14 protein-coding genes are annotated in these 14,148 nt (G+C 57.1%); 1 reads left to right on the top strand and 13 read right to left on the bottom strand.

Going from position 1 to position 14,148, the window contains the following annotated elements; all coding sequences use genetic code 11:
* Window positions 1-9: 9 nt before the first annotated feature.
* From KW829_RS12120 to rpsU, 5 genes are all read right to left on the bottom strand, one after another.
* On the bottom strand, window positions 10-2,007 hold the full coding sequence (locus KW829_RS12120; protein WP_218308300.1) for a TonB-dependent receptor domain-containing protein: 1,998 nt from the start codon (window positions 2,005-2,007) through the stop codon (window positions 10-12).
* Between the two features lie 10 nt (window positions 2,008-2,017).
* Complete coding sequence (locus KW829_RS12125; RefSeq protein WP_218308301.1) at window positions 2,018-3,067, bottom strand: YncE family protein; 1,050 nt, start codon at window positions 3,065-3,067, stop codon at window positions 2,018-2,020.
* Window positions 3,068-3,228: 161 nt separating this feature from the next.
* Window positions 3,229-5,100, bottom strand: coding sequence for an RNA polymerase sigma factor RpoD (gene rpoD, locus KW829_RS12130; RefSeq protein WP_260662717.1), 1,872 nt, complete (start codon window positions 5,098-5,100; stop codon window positions 3,229-3,231).
* A 135-nt stretch (window positions 5,101-5,235) separates the two neighbouring features.
* Window positions 5,236-6,981: a DNA primase gene (gene dnaG / locus KW829_RS12135; protein WP_218308302.1), complete on the bottom strand. Its 1,746-nt coding sequence runs from the start codon at window positions 6,979-6,981 to the stop codon at window positions 5,236-5,238.
* A gap of 115 nt (window positions 6,982-7,096) precedes the next feature.
* Complete coding sequence (gene rpsU / locus KW829_RS12140; protein WP_001144069.1) at window positions 7,097-7,312, bottom strand: 30S ribosomal protein S21; 216 nt, start codon at window positions 7,310-7,312, stop codon at window positions 7,097-7,099.
* A 236-nt stretch (window positions 7,313-7,548) separates the two neighbouring features.
* Between rpsU and tsaD the strand changes: the two genes are divergently transcribed.
* Window positions 7,549-8,562 (top strand): tRNA (adenosine(37)-N6)-threonylcarbamoyltransferase complex transferase subunit TsaD, encoded by a 1,014-nt coding sequence (tsaD, locus tag KW829_RS12145; RefSeq protein ID WP_010435734.1) that lies wholly within the window; start codon window positions 7,549-7,551, stop codon window positions 8,560-8,562.
* Window positions 8,563-8,605: 43 nt separating this feature from the next.
* On the opposite strand, the gene ureG is transcribed toward tsaD, so the two are convergent.
* The 8 genes from ureG to KW829_RS12185 are packed head-to-tail and all read right to left on the bottom strand — an operon-like array spanning window position 8,606 to window position 14,085.
* Complete coding sequence (ureG, locus tag KW829_RS12150) at window positions 8,606-9,223, bottom strand: urease accessory protein UreG (RefSeq protein WP_010435731.1); 618 nt, start codon at window positions 9,221-9,223, stop codon at window positions 8,606-8,608.
* A 9-nt stretch (window positions 9,224-9,232) separates the two neighbouring features.
* A complete protein-coding gene (locus KW829_RS12155; protein ID WP_218308303.1) occupies window positions 9,233-9,907 on the bottom strand; it encodes an urease accessory protein UreF in 675 nt (224 codons plus the stop codon).
* Window positions 9,907-10,446, bottom strand: coding sequence for a HupE/UreJ family protein (locus tag KW829_RS12160; protein ID WP_029741751.1), 540 nt, complete (start codon window positions 10,444-10,446; stop codon window positions 9,907-9,909). The genes KW829_RS12155 and KW829_RS12160 overlap by 1 nt, the downstream gene beginning before the upstream one ends.
* A 9-nt stretch (window positions 10,447-10,455) precedes the next feature.
* Entirely contained in the window at window positions 10,456-10,914 is a 459-nt protein-coding gene (gene ureE, locus KW829_RS12165; protein WP_218308479.1) for an urease accessory protein UreE, read from the bottom strand.
* Window positions 10,915-10,923: 9 nt separating this feature from the next.
* On the bottom strand, window positions 10,924-12,627 hold the full coding sequence (gene ureC, locus KW829_RS12170; protein WP_218308304.1) for an urease subunit alpha: 1,704 nt from the start codon (window positions 12,625-12,627) through the stop codon (window positions 10,924-10,926).
* Window positions 12,620-12,934 (bottom strand): urease subunit beta, encoded by a 315-nt coding sequence (locus KW829_RS12175; RefSeq protein WP_010435720.1) that lies wholly within the window; start codon window positions 12,932-12,934, stop codon window positions 12,620-12,622. Before KW829_RS12175 ends, ureC begins: the two co-directional genes overlap by 8 nt.
* A gap of 10 nt (window positions 12,935-12,944) precedes the next feature.
* The gene (locus KW829_RS12180; protein WP_006811999.1) at window positions 12,945-13,247 is read right to left on the bottom strand and encodes an urease subunit gamma; all 303 of its coding nucleotides are present in this window, start codon (window positions 13,245-13,247) and stop codon (window positions 12,945-12,947) included.
* A 10-nt stretch (window positions 13,248-13,257) separates the two neighbouring features.
* A complete protein-coding gene (locus tag KW829_RS12185) occupies window positions 13,258-14,085 on the bottom strand; it encodes an urease accessory protein UreD (RefSeq protein WP_218308305.1) in 828 nt (275 codons plus the stop codon).
* Window positions 14,086-14,148: the final 63 nt, after the last annotated feature.

A 14,148-nucleotide genomic window follows, 5' to 3' on the forward strand; every position in this document is an offset into this window, starting at 1 on the left:
GCACCACTGTCAGAACTCGAAGCGTGCGCCCATGTTGTAGCGGCGTCCTTCCAGCAGGGAAGACTGGTTATAGGACGTTTTGTAGATCGGGTTCACGTCGAACAGGTTGTAGACCCCCGCCATCAGCGTGATGCGCTTGTTGAAATGGTACCGTGCGCCTAAATCAACCAGCGCATAGGCCTCTGTGGATGTCGATTTCCCGGTGTTCGGCGTGTTGCTGCGCCAGCTGGCTTTGGTCCACAGCTCAAGATCGTTAAGCGCGTTCCACGTCAGGGAGAGGTTGGCCATGCTGCTCGGGAATTCGTTCAGCGCTTCCCCCTTGTACTGACCGCTCTTTTGCTCGCTGTGCGTATAGGTGTAGTTCGCGTTAGCCTTCAGCGCGGGCGTGACCTGCCAGTCACCGTTCAGCTCCAGACCATAAATTTCCGCGTCGCTGACGTTGAAGTACTGGGAGACCTCTTCCGCTTCATAGCCGTTGTACACACACTTCTGCGTAGCCGTTGCGGTACAGATGGTGTAGTCGCTGATCTTGTCTTTAAATTTGGTGAAGAACACGGTGGCATCCAGCGCCAGCGCGTCCTCTTGCCAGTAAACGCCCAGTTCGGTGTTGACGCTCTGCTCGGGCTTAAGGTCGTTGTTACCGATGCCAATATAGGAATAAGGATACGAACCGTAAACGCTGGTGAAGCCTTCGTTGTTCTGGCGCAGATCCGGTTTTTTATAGCCCGCAGAGACGCCACCTTTCAGCGCCCAGCTTTCATCAATCGTCCAGTTACCGTAGAGTTTTGGCGTCACGTGGTAGCCAAAATAGCTGTCGTGATCGAGACGTGCTGAGGTGGTGAGGGTGAAGTCCGGCACCATCATCCAGGCGTCTTCGGCGAAGACCGCCCAGCCGTTACGCGTGATTTTGCTGACTGGCGTGACGCCTGGCACTTCCTTGTCTGCAATACCGAAGGTGTCGTCCAGCTCGTTGCGGGTGAAGTTAATCCCCAGCGTCAGCTTGTGATCGCCAAGCGTAAAGGTGTTCGCGCTATTGGCCTCGTAGTTACGCTGTTTGATGAACTGCGAGCTCATCCCCGGAACGCGATATTCGGTTTTGGCGTTCTCGTAGCTGACGAAGTTCTTCGCTTCCAGCAAATCGTCACCGTACCAGGCGTGCTGAGAAAGCGACGCAGCATCGCGGTCAAAATCCCATTCCCAGGCTTTATCGTTGTGTGATTTTACCTGATGCCCTTTAACGACATTTAAATCCCACAGTTGGGTATCGGTCGGCGACATGTTGATGGTCGCGTCCAGATTTCCGGCCTGGTGCTTTACAAAGCGCTCATCGTTCTGGCTGTCGTCATCGCGACGGTCCAGATAATCCGCCGCCACGCTCACCCCGAGTTTGCCGGGAATAATCGGCCCCATCAGGAACGCGTTGGTCTGGTTGGTGTTGCCGTACTCGCTCTTCTCCTGCAGGAAGTAGTTATCTTCCAGTACGCCGGTCCATGCATCCAGGTTGTAGCCTTTTTTGGTGATGACGTTCACCACGCCGCCAATGGAGTCAGAGCCATACAGGGAGGACATCGGCCCACGGATCACCTCAATACGCTCGATAGCGGCAAGCGGAGGTAAAAAGGCCGCTTCGGTGCCGATGTGGTGCCCGTAAGGGCGGGATTCGCGGGTACCCTGTTTGATACCGTTCACCATGTAAGAGGTGTAGGTCGAGTCCATGCCGCGCATCTGCACATCACCCGTTGCCAGGCTTCCGTTACCGTTGCCCACTAATACACCGGGCATCTCACGAAGCGCCTCGGTGACGTTCTGGTTCGACCGGGTGTTAAGCTCTTTTTCACCGACGACAGAGATGGTGGCCGGTGCTTCGCGGCGTTCCTGCGCGAAACCGGTGGCGGTGACGACAAGCTGATCTTCATCTGCCGGGGTAGTTTCCTCGGCGAAAACTGCCGCAGGTAGGGTGGCGAGGGCGAGCGACATCGCCAGCGCCGTTCGTGTCTGGTTCATCACATCGCACTCCTCAGAATGGGGTTAAATCGAGTTTGAGCACATAGTCAGCCTTGTTGGCCTTTTCATCCTGTTTCACGCTGACGAACAGCGTTTTGTTGTCAGGGGAAAGCACCATGCTGTTTGGCATCGCCGCCGTTGTGACGGTGTGTTTCAGGCTGTAGGTGTTGGCATCGATAACGCTTATCTGACGGGCATTGCGATGGGTAACATACACTTCATCGCGCGCAGGGTTGTAGACCGCGGCAATAGAGTTCGGTGTTGGAACGCGATGAACAATTTTGCCGGAGTCGAGCTGGACAACCAGCACGTCACGGGTGTTGGTATCCGCAATAAAACCAACGCCTTTGGCGGTGTTCAACGCGATGTTCAGGAAGTAGTGTTTAGGTTCAGCGGGGTCAACCTTTACGCGGGAGAGAACCTGCGAGGTTTTGCCATCCAGGGTAATTAGCTCGCCTTTGCCTGTCACAGCGTAAACTTTATCGCCTGCTTCATCGACCGCAAAACCGACCGGATCCATCTGTTTGTGGGTCAGCAGCAACGTCTGTTTTTGCGTGTCGACGACCCACAGCACGCCTTTGCCTTCGCTGCCGATGCCGGAGACATACAGGCGGTGGTGTTTCTTATCAAGAACCACTTCGCGGACGTGTGCTTTATTCTCAGCATCCGCAAGCTGGAGGGTTTTCACTTCTTTGTTGGTGCGGGTATCGAGCAGTGTCACTGAGCCATCAAGCGCGTTGCCTAACCACAGGATATGACTGGCATCATCCAGTGAAACCGCAAACGGGCGGCGCTGGGTAGTAATGCGCTCATTAACGTTTAGTGAATCGACCGCAAGCTGGAACACTTCACCGGCGGTTTTGTCTTTCTCGAAAGAGGGGGCAGAGGCCGCGTAGACTGCCTTTTGTCCAGCGTCATAAGCCAGTTCGTAAACGCCGTGACCCAGCGGCTGAGAGATAAACTGATCTTCCGTGAAATCCTTTGCCAAAACAGAACCCGCGTGAAGTGCCAGGGAAATCGCGAGCGCACAGAGGGATTGATTTTTTAATGTTTTGAAATTCATGTAATTTTTCTTTACAGTAGTTTACGAAAAGAAAAATGATAATGAAAATAAATATCATTTACAATTGCATATGTAAGCGGTCACCCCTACTAATTTTTGTACTCTCGGTAGAAAATCCCCAAAAAAAACTCCCCGCAGGGAGTTTTTGCTGTCAGGACAGATTAGTCGTCCAGGAAGCTACGCAGCACTTCAGAGCGGCTTGGATGACGCAGCTTACGCAGCGCCTTCGCCTCGATCTGACGGATACGTTCGCGGGTAACGTCGAACTGTTTACCCACTTCTTCCAGCGTGTGGTCGGTATTCATATCGATACCGAAACGCATACGCAGTACTTTTGCTTCACGGGCGGTCAGGCCAGCCAGAACGTCGTGCGTGGCAGCACGCAGGCTCTCGGTGGTGGCAGAGTCCAGCGGCAGCTCGAGGGTGGTATCCTCGATGAAATCACCCAGATGCGAATCTTCATCATCACCGATTGGTGTTTCCATGGAGATTGGCTCTTTGGCGATCTTCAGCACTTTACGGATCTTGTCTTCCGGCATCAGCATGCGTTCAGCCAGCTCTTCCGGCGTCGGCTCGCGGCCCATCTCTTGCAGCATCTGGCGGGAGATACGGTTGAGCTTGTTGATGGTCTCAATCATATGCACCGGAATACGGATGGTGCGCGCCTGGTCTGCGATAGAGCGGGTGATCGCCTGACGGATCCACCATGTCGCATAGGTAGAGAACTTATAACCACGACGGTATTCAAACTTATCTACCGCTTTCATCAGACCGATGTTGCCTTCCTGAATCAGATCCAGGAACTGCAGACCACGGTTGGTGTATTTCTTGGCGATAGAGATAACCAGACGCAAGTTCGCTTCAACCATCTCTTTCTTCGCACGGCGGGCTTTCGCTTCGCCGATGGACATACGACGGTTAATGTCTTTTACTTGCTCAATGGTCAGGCCAGTTTCTTCTTCGATCTGCTGAAGTTTCATCAGGCCGCGCTGCACATCGTCTTTCACATCATGCAGTTTTTCTGACCACGGTTTGTTCATCGCGATAGCCGCGTTGAACCAGGTCTCGCTAGTTTCGTTGCCGGTGAAGAGGGTAATGAAGTTCTTCTTCGGCATTTTGCACTGTTCAACGCACAGCTTCATGATGATACGTTCCTGGGTACGCACGCGATCCATCATGACGCGCATGCTGTTCACCAGGTAATCGAACTGTTTTGGCACCAGGCGGAACTGTTTGAACACTTCAGACAGCTTCAGGATCTCTTCCTGAGCGGCGGCATGACTGCGGCCTTTCGCTTTGATGGTGTCACGCGTCACTTCGTACTGGGTACGCAGCTCACCGAACTTCTCACGTGCCAGCTCAGGGTCGATGCTGTTGTCGTCGTCGCTGTCGTCTTCTTCTTCCTCATCTTCGTCTTCGTCGTCATCCATCTCTTCCTGAGACAGTTCTGAACCGACGTGAGTGGCGGTAGGCGCCATATCTTCTTCAGCGTTCGGATCGACAAAGCCGGTGATCAGATCGGACAGGCGAGCTTCTTCAGCTTCAACGCGATCGTACTGTTCCAGCAGATAGGTGATGGCTTCCGGGTATTCAGCAACAGAACACTGAACCTGGTTGATCCCGTCTTCGATGCGTTTAGCGATGTCAATTTCGCCTTCGCGGGTCAACAGTTCAACGGTACCCATTTCGCGCATGTACATGCGGACCGGGTCAGTGGTACGCCCGATTTCAGATTCCACGCTGGACAGTACCTGTGCAGCAGCTTCTTCCGCATCTTCGTCAGTGTTGTTGGAGGTTTCAGCCAGCAACAGATCATCGGCATCCGGTGCTTCTTCCATCACCTGAATACCCATGTCATTGATCATTTGGATGATGTCTTCGATTTGATCTGAATCGACGATATCTTCCGGCAGATGGTCATTGACCTCGGCATAGGTCAGATAGCCTTGCTCCTTACCGCGTTGGACAAGAAGTTTCAGCTGTGACTGCGGGTTTTGCTCCATAAGACGGTATCCACACTTATTTCGTTTGATTGGTGTCGGCGATGGGGCTGCCAACCTTTAAAGCGAGGGCGTACTTATATTTTTGCCGCTGCCTCTCAGTGCGGCTGCCGGGGGCTTCCCGATCGATATTCGGCACTTAAGCCGTTAAATACTGTTGTCTTTGACTTATTTCTTCGCCAGTTCCTGGTTAATCATCCAGAGCTCCCGGCGTTCTTCGCTGCTCAAACCGTGTGTGCGCTCGCGAGCTATCAACTCTTCCTGGCGCAACTCAAGCATCGAATCAAACATATGGTTGAGCGAGTCGGTGAACGTTTTTTCTGCAATGTCCTTATCTGCTATATCGTCCCACATCGACAATTTTTCAAGGGTAGCGGCCTCTTTTGTGCCGCGATAATGTTCTAAAAGTTGTCCGGTGGTCAGACCTGGCTGAGACAAACAAGTGTTGACCAGTTCTGAAAATAAGCCAAGTCCGGGCAATTTTTCGTGGTTCAAACCCGCCAGCGACGGCACTTGCGGAGCAAGCTCGGGGTTTTGCACCAGTAACCCTATCAGTATACGCATGGTTGTGCGTTTTAGCTGAGGCGCGGCGCGAACCGCACCGTTTTCAGCCTGTTTAGGCATTAAACGTTCAAGCTGGCTATCGTCCAGAATGCCGAGCTTGTTGCCTAGCTCCTGACGCAGATAGATGCGCAGCGTTTCGCCGGGCACCTGGCTGATTAACGGCAGCGCCAGCGTACTGAGCTGCGCGCGCCCGTCAGGGGTACTCAAATCGACCTGCGGCATCAGGCTGTTAAACAAAAACGTGGAGAGCGGCTGAGCCTGCTCCATCCGCGCTTCAAACGCCGCTTTGCCCTCTTTACGCACCAGCGTATCCGGGTCTTCACCGTCGGGCAGAAACATAAAGCGTAGCTGACGCCCATCGGTCATATAAGGTAGCGCGGTTTCCAGCGCTCGCCAGGCGGCGTCACGTCCTGCGCGGTCACCGTCGTAACAGCAGATGACGTTGTTGGTCACCCTGAACAGCAGCTGAATATGATCGGCAGTCGTGGACGTACCTAACGACGCAACCGCGTAGTTGATGTCGTACTGCGCCAGCGCCACGACGTCCATATAGCCTTCGACGACCAGCAGACGCGGAGGTTCCGCATTATCCTGCTGCGCCTCATAAAGACCGTACAGCTGGCGGCCCTTATGGAAAATATCGGTTTCCGGGGAGTTGAGGTACTTCGGCAGGGCATCACCCAGCACGCGACCACCAAAACCAATTACCCGGCCTCGCTTGTCGCGGATCGGGAACATCACCCGTTCACGGAAGCGGTCGTAGCTTCGTCCCTGGTCGTTGGTGACCAGCATGCCTGCATCGATGAGAGACTTACGATCTTCGCTATTGCCGCCAAAACGCTTTAACACGTTGTTCCAGCCGGGCGGGGCGTAACCAATAGCGAAACGCGTAATGACATCGTCGCTCAGTCCGCGCTTGTTCAGATACTGACGCGCAGGCTCAGCCGCAGAGTGCTTAAGAGACTGTTGGTAAAACGAATTCAGGCCATCCATCAGTTGATACAGCGTTTGCCGTTGATGGCGCTCGATCTGACTTGGCCCACTGCCTGCTTCATACGGCACTTCAAGGTTATGCATCGCCGCCAGCTCTTCGACGGTTTCAACGAACTCGAGCTTGTCGTAGTTCATCAAAAAATCGACGGCATTACCGTGTGCGCCACAGCCGAAGCAATGGTAGAACTGCTTTTCACCGTTTACGGTGAAGGAGGGGGTTTTTTCGTTATGGAACGGACAGCACGCATGGTAGTTCTTGCCCTGCTTTTTTAGCTTTACCCGCGCGTCGATGAGATCGACGATGTCGGTTCTGGCAAGCAGGTCATTGATGAAAACGCGTGGGATTCTTCCGGCCATATGCCCCAAAATTTTAAGCGACTTATAAACGAAAACAAGCCGCGCATTCCTTCCGGAAGCACGGCCTTACGACTATTACTCTGTCTGTCAATTGAGGGCTGAGGCCCTCAACCAATTAGTACAGACGAGTACGGCGTGCGTTTTCGCGAGCCAGTTTCTTCGCGTGACGTTTCACAGCGGAAGCTTTAGCGCGCTTACGTTCGGTCGTTGGTTTTTCATAAAACTCACGACGACGAACTTCAGCCAGAACACCTGCTTTCTCGCATGAACGTTTGAAGCGACGCAGTGCTACGTCGAACGGCTCGTTTTCACGTACTTTAATTACCGGCATGTAACTCTCACCTTTAATAAATTCGGTTTGCCGCTGGCATCAACGCCAGCTTATTTCAAAATGGTGCGGAATTTTACTGCAAATGCTGCTGCTTTGTAAAGCACCGATGCGATTTTGAAAGGGACTTTAATAAGGGTGAGGAGTATACACGAGCCTTCTTCCTGGGGCGAACAAAGTTTTACATCAACCCGCCCAGGCTCTACACTGCGCGGTATTGAAACGAGGTAAAACAAGTCATGCGTGTACTGGGTATTGAAACATCCTGCGATGAAACCGGCATCGCCATTTACGACGACGAAAAAGGTCTTCTGGCCAACCAGTTGTATAGTCAGGTGAAATTACACGCTGACTACGGTGGCGTCGTACCTGAACTGGCCTCTCGTGACCACGTGCGTAAAACGGTTCCCCTGATTCAGGCGGCGCTGAAAGAAGCGGGATTAACGGCAAAAGAGATTGATGCAGTGGCGTATACCGCAGGCCCGGGCCTGGTTGGCGCGCTGCTGGTTGGCGCAACGGTTGGCCGTTCGCTGGCGTTCGCGTGGGATGTGCCGGCGATCCCGGTTCACCATATGGAAGGGCACCTTCTGGCGCCGATGCTGGAAGAGAATCCGCCTGAATTCCCGTTTGTGGCGTTGCTGGTCTCCGGCGGTCATACGCAGTTGATTAGCGTAACGGGCATAGGCAAGTACGAGCTGCTGGGCGAGTCGATCGACGATGCCGCCGGTGAAGCCTTCGATAAAACCGCCAAGCTGCTGGGGCTGGATTACCCGGGTGGCCCGATGCTGTCAAAAATGGCGTCGCAGGGAACGGAAGGGCGCTTTGTCTTCCCGCGCCCAATGACCGACCGTCCGGGGCTGGACTTCAGCTTCTCCGGGCTGAAAACCTTCGCGGCCAATACTATCCGCAATAATGATAACGACGAGCAGACGCGTGCCGACATCGCCCGTGCGTTTGAAGATGCGGTGGTGGATACGTTGATGATCAAGTGCAAGCGCGCGCTGGATCAGACTGGCTTTAAGCGTCTGGTGATGGCGGGTGGCGTGAGCGCTAACCGTACGCTGCGCGCGAAGCTCGCTGAGATGATGCAAAAGCGTCGTGGAGAAGTGTTCTATGCGCGTCCGGAATTCTGTACCGATAACGGCGCGATGATCGCTTACGCCGGGATGGTGCGTCTGAACGCCGGTGCAACGTCCGACCTCAGCGTGTCCGTGCGTCCGCGCTGGCCGCTGGCGGAACTGCCAGAGGCGTAACCCTCACCCTAACCCTCTCCCACAGGGAGAGGGGATCATAGGACTACACCCGCAACATCCCTTTCTCTTCCAGAAACGCAATAATCGTCGCTAAACCGTCACCCGCCTTCAGGTTGGTAAACGTCCACGGACGCTCGCCGCGCATGCGGTTGGTGTCGCGCTCCATCACCTCCAGCGACGCCCCCACGTACGGCGCGAGATCGGTTTTGTTGATCACCAGAAAATCGGACCTGGTGATCCCCGGCCCGCCCTTGCGCGGGATTTTTTCCCCTTCGGCCACGTCGATCACGTAAATCGTCAGATCCGCAAGCTCCGGGCTGAAGGTCGCGCTCAGGTTGTCGCCGCCGCTTTCAACGAAGATCAGATCCAGATTGCCGAACTTCTCGCTTAACGCTTCCACCGCCGCCAGGTTCATTGAGGCGTCTTCGCGGATGGCAGTGTGCGGACAGCCGCCTGTCTCCACGCCCACGATGCGCTCCGGCTCCAGCGCGCCCGCCTCGGTCAGGATGCGCTGATCCTCTTTGGTGTAGATATCGTTGGTCACCACCGCAAGATGATAGGTATCGCGCATCGCCTTGCAGAGCGCTTCCAGCAGCGCGGTTTTGCCCGACCCTACCGGGCCGCCCACGCCCACGCGCAGGGGATGTTTGTAATCAGCCATATTGACTCCTCAGGAACGGAATAGTCGTGAATATTGGGTTTCGTGGCGCGCGGAGGCGATGGCGGACAGCGGCGTTGCTGCCCCCAGCGCGTCGTCGCGACGTAAAAATGCCTGTTCAAAACCAGCGGCGTAGTCGTCGCTCAGTTCGATAATCAGCTGCTGCGCGGCCTGTTGACCAAACGGCACCAGCTTGACGCCCGCCATCACCGCGCTCTCTATCCAGCTGTAGCCGAGGCTCAGCGCCAGCTCGCGCGCGTCAATACCCCAGCGCACGCCGAGCCAGGCCATGCCGCAGAGCTGGCTTTGCATAAACAGCGGCAGCCATTCGGGCGGACAATCCGGCTCCCAGCTCTTAATCAGTCGCGTAAAGGCCGCCCCGCGGTTGCGCTCTTCTTCTCGCAGCTCGCGCGTTTCCCGGCAGGCGAGAAGGTATGCCGTCCAGCGTTTTGCATGTGTAAGATCGCGTTGCTCACAGGCCTGATAAAGACGCATAAACAGCGGCAGATCGACGCAGAAAAAGCTCTGCTCCATCTGCTGGATTTGCCAGCGTTTAAAGGCGTCGGCGTCCGTGACCCAGCCCGCCTCAACGGCCCACTCCAGCCCCTGCGACCAGGTAAACGACCCGACCGGCAGGCTGCTGCTGGAGAGCTGCATCAGGCGCAGCAACTGGCGGGAATGATCCATCAGCTCATCAGCGCCAGCAGGGCGGAGACGATCAGCCCGCCGCCGAAGGTCTTACGAAGGCCGTCGTGACGACGCAGCAGCAGCCCCGCGGCAAAGCTGGCGCACAGCACCGTGGCGCTGGCCAGCATAAAGCCGCTGGTGAAGAGCCAGAAGCTGTGGCCGGACATCTCCACGCCGTGCGCCCAGCCGTGGAACATCGCCAGGGCAGGCACCGCCAGCAGCAGGCGGTTTTCAGTTTTAAACATCATCACGCCGGATACCGCCAGCGAGGCGATAATCAGCATCTCCATGCCGCTAAAGCCGCCGAGCAGGCTGCCCGCAATCGCACCGACAAGCATCATCCCGAGGGTGGCAAACGGCAGCAGGAGTTTGCGTCCGCTCAGCGCAGAGAGCACGCCCGCACCGGTCAGCATCAGCAGATGATCGAGCCCGGTCAGCGGATGGAGAAAACCGGCCTGAAAGCTGTCGGTGCCGTGGCCGGGGTGGGCGAGCGCCGGAACGGAAAAGGCCAGAAGCAGCAGAGGTAAATACTTACGCATGACTAATCCTTAATGTGAATGAGCGTGAGAGTGGCTGTGGGCATCGCTGGTGTAAGCGCCCGCTTCCGGTTCAAACGGCAGGCTGGCGTAGGCCACTTCCAGCCCGAACTGGCGCAGCATGTCGTCGAGAACGTGGTCGTGGTGATAGCGCAGCTCGCCGGGCATGATCTGCAGCGGCACGTGGCGGTTGCCCAGGTGGTAGCAGGCGCGGGCGAGCAGGAACGGATCGGCGCAGCGCACCACGGAAACCGACTCCGGGGCGGCGATCACCTCGACGACCTCGATACCGTCGTCGGTAGTCAGCAGGTCGCCCCCGCGCAGCAGCAGGCCGCGCGGCAGCATCAGTCCGGCTTCGCGGCCGTCGTTCAGCGATACGCGGGCGCGGCTTTTCACCCGTACGTCAATCGGCAGCGTGACGCTGGCGGTAATCGGGTGCGCATGGTCCAGGCGTTGGGTTAAATAGATCATCATCACTCCTCAAAACAGGAAATAGCGTTGCGCCATCGGCAGAATGTCAGCCGGTTCGCTGGTTATCAGTTCACCGTCGACGCGCACCTCGTAGGTTTGTGAGTCGACGGTGATATTCGGCTGCAGGCCGTTGTGGATCATGTCCGCCTTTTTCACCGTCCGGCAGCCTTTCACCACCGCGGTAGCGCTCTGCAGGTTGAGCTGCTGCGGGATGCCGTTCGCACTGGCGGCCTGCGAGATAAACGTCAGCCGGGTGGCGTGGCGCGCGGCACCCAGCGATCCAAACATCGGGCGGTAATGCACCGGCTGCGGCGTGGGGATCGAGGCGTTGATATCGCCCATCGGCGCGCAGGCAATCATCCCGCCCTTGACGATGGTGGCGGGCTTGACGCCGAAGAACGCCGGGGACCAGACCACCAGATCCGCCAGCTTGCCCGCCTCAATCGAACCGACTTCGTGGGCAATGCCGTGGGTGAGCGCCGGGTTAATGGTGTATTTGGCGACGTAGCGCTTCACGCGGAAGTTGTCGTTCTCTCCGGTCTCTTCCGGCAGCGCGCCGCGCTGGACTTTCATGCGGTGCGCCACCTGCCAGGTGCGGATAATCACTTCCCCGACGCGGCCCATGGCCTGCGAATCTGACGAGGTGAGCGAGAATGCGCCGATGTCGTGCAGCACGTCTTCTGCGGCGATGGTTTCACGACGAATGCGCGACTCGGCAAACGCCACGTCCTCGGCGATATCCGGGTCAAGGTGGTGGCAGACCATCAGCATGTCGAGATGCTCGTCGATGGTATTGACCGTGTAGGGCAGCGTCGGATTGGTGGAGGAGGGCAGAATATTCGGGTGCGCGCAGGCGGTGATAATATCCGGCGCGTGGCCGCCGCCCGCCCCTTCGGTGTGGAAAGTGTGGATGGTTCGCCCGCCGATGGCCGCCAGCGTGTCTTCGACAAAACCGGATTCGTTCAGCGTGTCGCTGTGCAACGCCACCTGAATATCCATCTCGTCAGCGACCTCCAGCGAGGAGTTGATCGCCGCAGGCGTCGCGCCCCAGTCTTCGTGAATTTTCAGCCCGATAGCACCGGCGGCAATCTGCTCGCGCAGGGCGTTCGGGTTGGAGCCGTTACCTTTGCCGAGCAGGCCGATATTCACCGGCAGCGTATCGGCAGCCTGCAGCATGCGGGCGATATACCACGGTCCTGGCGTGCAGGTGGTGGCGTTGGTGCCCGCCGCCGGTCCGGTGCCGCCACCGATCATGGTGGTGACGCCGGAAACCAGCGCCTCTTCCGCCTGCTGCGGGCAGATCCAGTGGATGTGGGTGTCGATCCCGCCAGCGGTGACGATCTTCCCCTCGGCGGCAATCACTTCCGTTGCCGCACCAATCGGGATCGTCACGCCGGGCTGAATGTCCGGGTTCCCGGCTTTGCCTACGGCGAAGATCCGCCCGTCCTTGACGCCGATATCGGCTTTCACGATCCCCCAGTGATCGACGATCAGCGCGTTGGTGAGAACCAGATCCACGCAGGCGTCAGCGGTCATCTGCCCCTGGCCCATGCCGTCGCGGATCACCTTCCCGCCGCCGAATTTGACTTCTTCGCCATAGATCGTGAGATCGTCTTCGACTTCGATCCACAGCTCGCTATCGGCCAGCCGCACTTTATCCCCCGTGGTGGGGCCGAACATATCGGCATACGCCCGGCGTGAAATCTCAGCCATGTTTCACCTCTCCCATCACGTCACCGCGAAAACCGAAAATTCGCTGCGCACCCGAGACCTGCACCAGCGTCACTTCCCGCTTCTGGCCGGGCTCGAAGCGTACGGCGGTGCCCGCCGGGATGTTCAGTCGATAGCCCCTGGTGGCTTCCCGATCGAATTTCAGCGCCGGATTGACCTCGTAAAAGTGGTAGTGCGATCCGACCTGGATCGGCCTGTCGCCGTGGTTTTCGACAACCACGCTTTGAGTTTCTCGCCCGACGTTAAAGCTGATATTGCCCGGTTTGATCTGATATTCGCCTGGGATCATCACGCGCTCCTTAGACGATTGGATTGTGGACGGTGACGAGCTTGGAGCCGTCCGGGAAGGTGGCTTCCACCTGAATATCCGGGATCATCTCCGGGACGCCTTCCATTACCTGGTCGCGCCTCAGGACGTGGCGGCCCGCCTCCATCAGCGAGGCGACGGTTTCGCCATCGCGCGCGCCTTCCATAATGAAGGCGCTGATCAGCGCGACCGATTCCGGGTAGTTGAGCTTTACCCCGCGCGCAAGGCGGCGTTCGGCAACCAGCGCGGCGGTAAACAGCAACAGCTTGTCTTTTTCTCTGGGGGTCAGTTCCATAATGTTTCTCTTATGTCTGCCAGATACGCGGCGAACAGGCGTTTTTGGTGGTGAGGAGCGGGCGAAGCGACTGCCAGATATCGCGCATCACCCGCTGGCAAATCAGGTTGTCGTGGGAGAGAAAACGCACCGACAGCAGGCCATCAGTGAGCGTTGCCCCGGCATAATTTTCCAGTGGCGCAAGCCGCTCGCGCACCGCGTCGAGGTGATCATCGACAGCCGGATAGAACAGCAGCGTGCCGAGCCACGGATGTCCGGCGACGGGCGTGAGATCGCCGTCGCTAAGATGCTGGCGCTCAATCAGGCGGGGCTCGTCATCTACCCACACCTCAAGACGGCTCTCCAGCGTGCCGTGGCTGAAGGTTTCGTTTATCACCGGGCGGCCCAGGCAGTACAGCTCCCACGTCAGCAGCGTGCTGGAGGCCTTCAGGTGGAAGACCGAGCGCAGTGCTGCATTCGCACCGGGAAAAATAATGGTGTCCTGCGGCAGCCATTCCAGGGTGGCGTCTTCATCGAGATAAAAGTGCTGACTTAGACGGGCCTGCGGCCCGCTGCTGCGATAGAACTTGCTGGCGCCGGGCATGGTGATAAGCGCATGGCTTTTGGCGTTCAGTCGAACGGAAATGTCCAGCGTATCGCCGCCCACAATCCCGCCGGGCGGGTGAAGCAGATAAAGGTGGCAGGTTTCCCCTTCGGGGTAAAACGGACGCTGGACGGTAAGCGGCCCGACGTGATGAGCGGAGTACAGGAGAGTTTTCTCAGGGGTGTGACAAAACTGCAGGGCAAGCGATGCCTGCCAGCCTTTGTATGAATTATCAGTGACCTGAGCTGCTAACATGCTGCATCCATCTGCTCATCATCGGGGTCGTTTCAGTATGCCCTGGCGGAAATGAAGGCTGTC

It is taken from the genome of Enterobacter sp. ENT02 (assembly GCF_019219165.1).
GTDB classification, from domain to species: domain Bacteria; phylum Pseudomonadota; class Gammaproteobacteria; order Enterobacterales; family Enterobacteriaceae; genus Enterobacter; species Enterobacter mori.

What these genes read in the sequence shown, in the direction of transcription:
- ureE (WP_218308479.1), bottom strand. Translation starts at nt 10,914, where the DNA reads ATGATCTATTTAACCCAACGCCTGGACCATGCGCACCCGATTACCGCC.
- ureC (WP_218308304.1), bottom strand. Translation starts at nt 12,627, where the DNA reads ATGGCTGAGATTTCACGCCGGGCGTATGCCGATATGTTCGGCCCCACC.
- ureG (WP_010435731.1), bottom strand. Translation starts at nt 9,223, where the DNA reads ATGGCTGATTACAAACATCCCCTGCGCGTGGGCGTGGGCGGCCCGGTA.
- KW829_RS12155 (WP_218308303.1), bottom strand. Translation starts at nt 9,907, where the DNA reads ATGGATCATTCCCGCCAGTTGCTGCGCCTGATGCAGCTCTCCAGCAGC.
- KW829_RS12160 (WP_029741751.1), bottom strand. Translation starts at nt 10,446, where the DNA reads ATGCGTAAGTATTTACCTCTGCTGCTTCTGGCCTTTTCCGTTCCGGCG.
- rpsU (WP_001144069.1), bottom strand. Translation starts at nt 7,312, where the DNA reads ATGCCGGTAATTAAAGTACGTGAAAACGAGCCGTTCGACGTAGCACTG.
- KW829_RS12180 (WP_006811999.1), bottom strand. Translation starts at nt 13,247, where the DNA reads ATGGAACTGACCCCCAGAGAAAAAGACAAGCTGTTGCTGTTTACCGCC.
- KW829_RS12175 (WP_010435720.1), bottom strand. Translation starts at nt 12,934, where the DNA reads ATGATCCCAGGCGAATATCAGATCAAACCGGGCAATATCAGCTTTAAC.
- tsaD (WP_010435734.1), top strand. Translation starts at nt 7,549, where the DNA reads ATGCGTGTACTGGGTATTGAAACATCCTGCGATGAAACCGGCATCGCC.
- dnaG (WP_218308302.1), bottom strand. Translation starts at nt 6,981, where the DNA reads ATGGCCGGAAGAATCCCACGCGTTTTCATCAATGACCTGCTTGCCAGA.
- KW829_RS12125 (WP_218308301.1), bottom strand. Translation starts at nt 3,067, where the DNA reads ATGAATTTCAAAACATTAAAAAATCAATCCCTCTGTGCGCTCGCGATT.
- KW829_RS12185 (WP_218308305.1), bottom strand. Translation starts at nt 14,085, where the DNA reads ATGTTAGCAGCTCAGGTCACTGATAATTCATACAAAGGCTGGCAGGCA.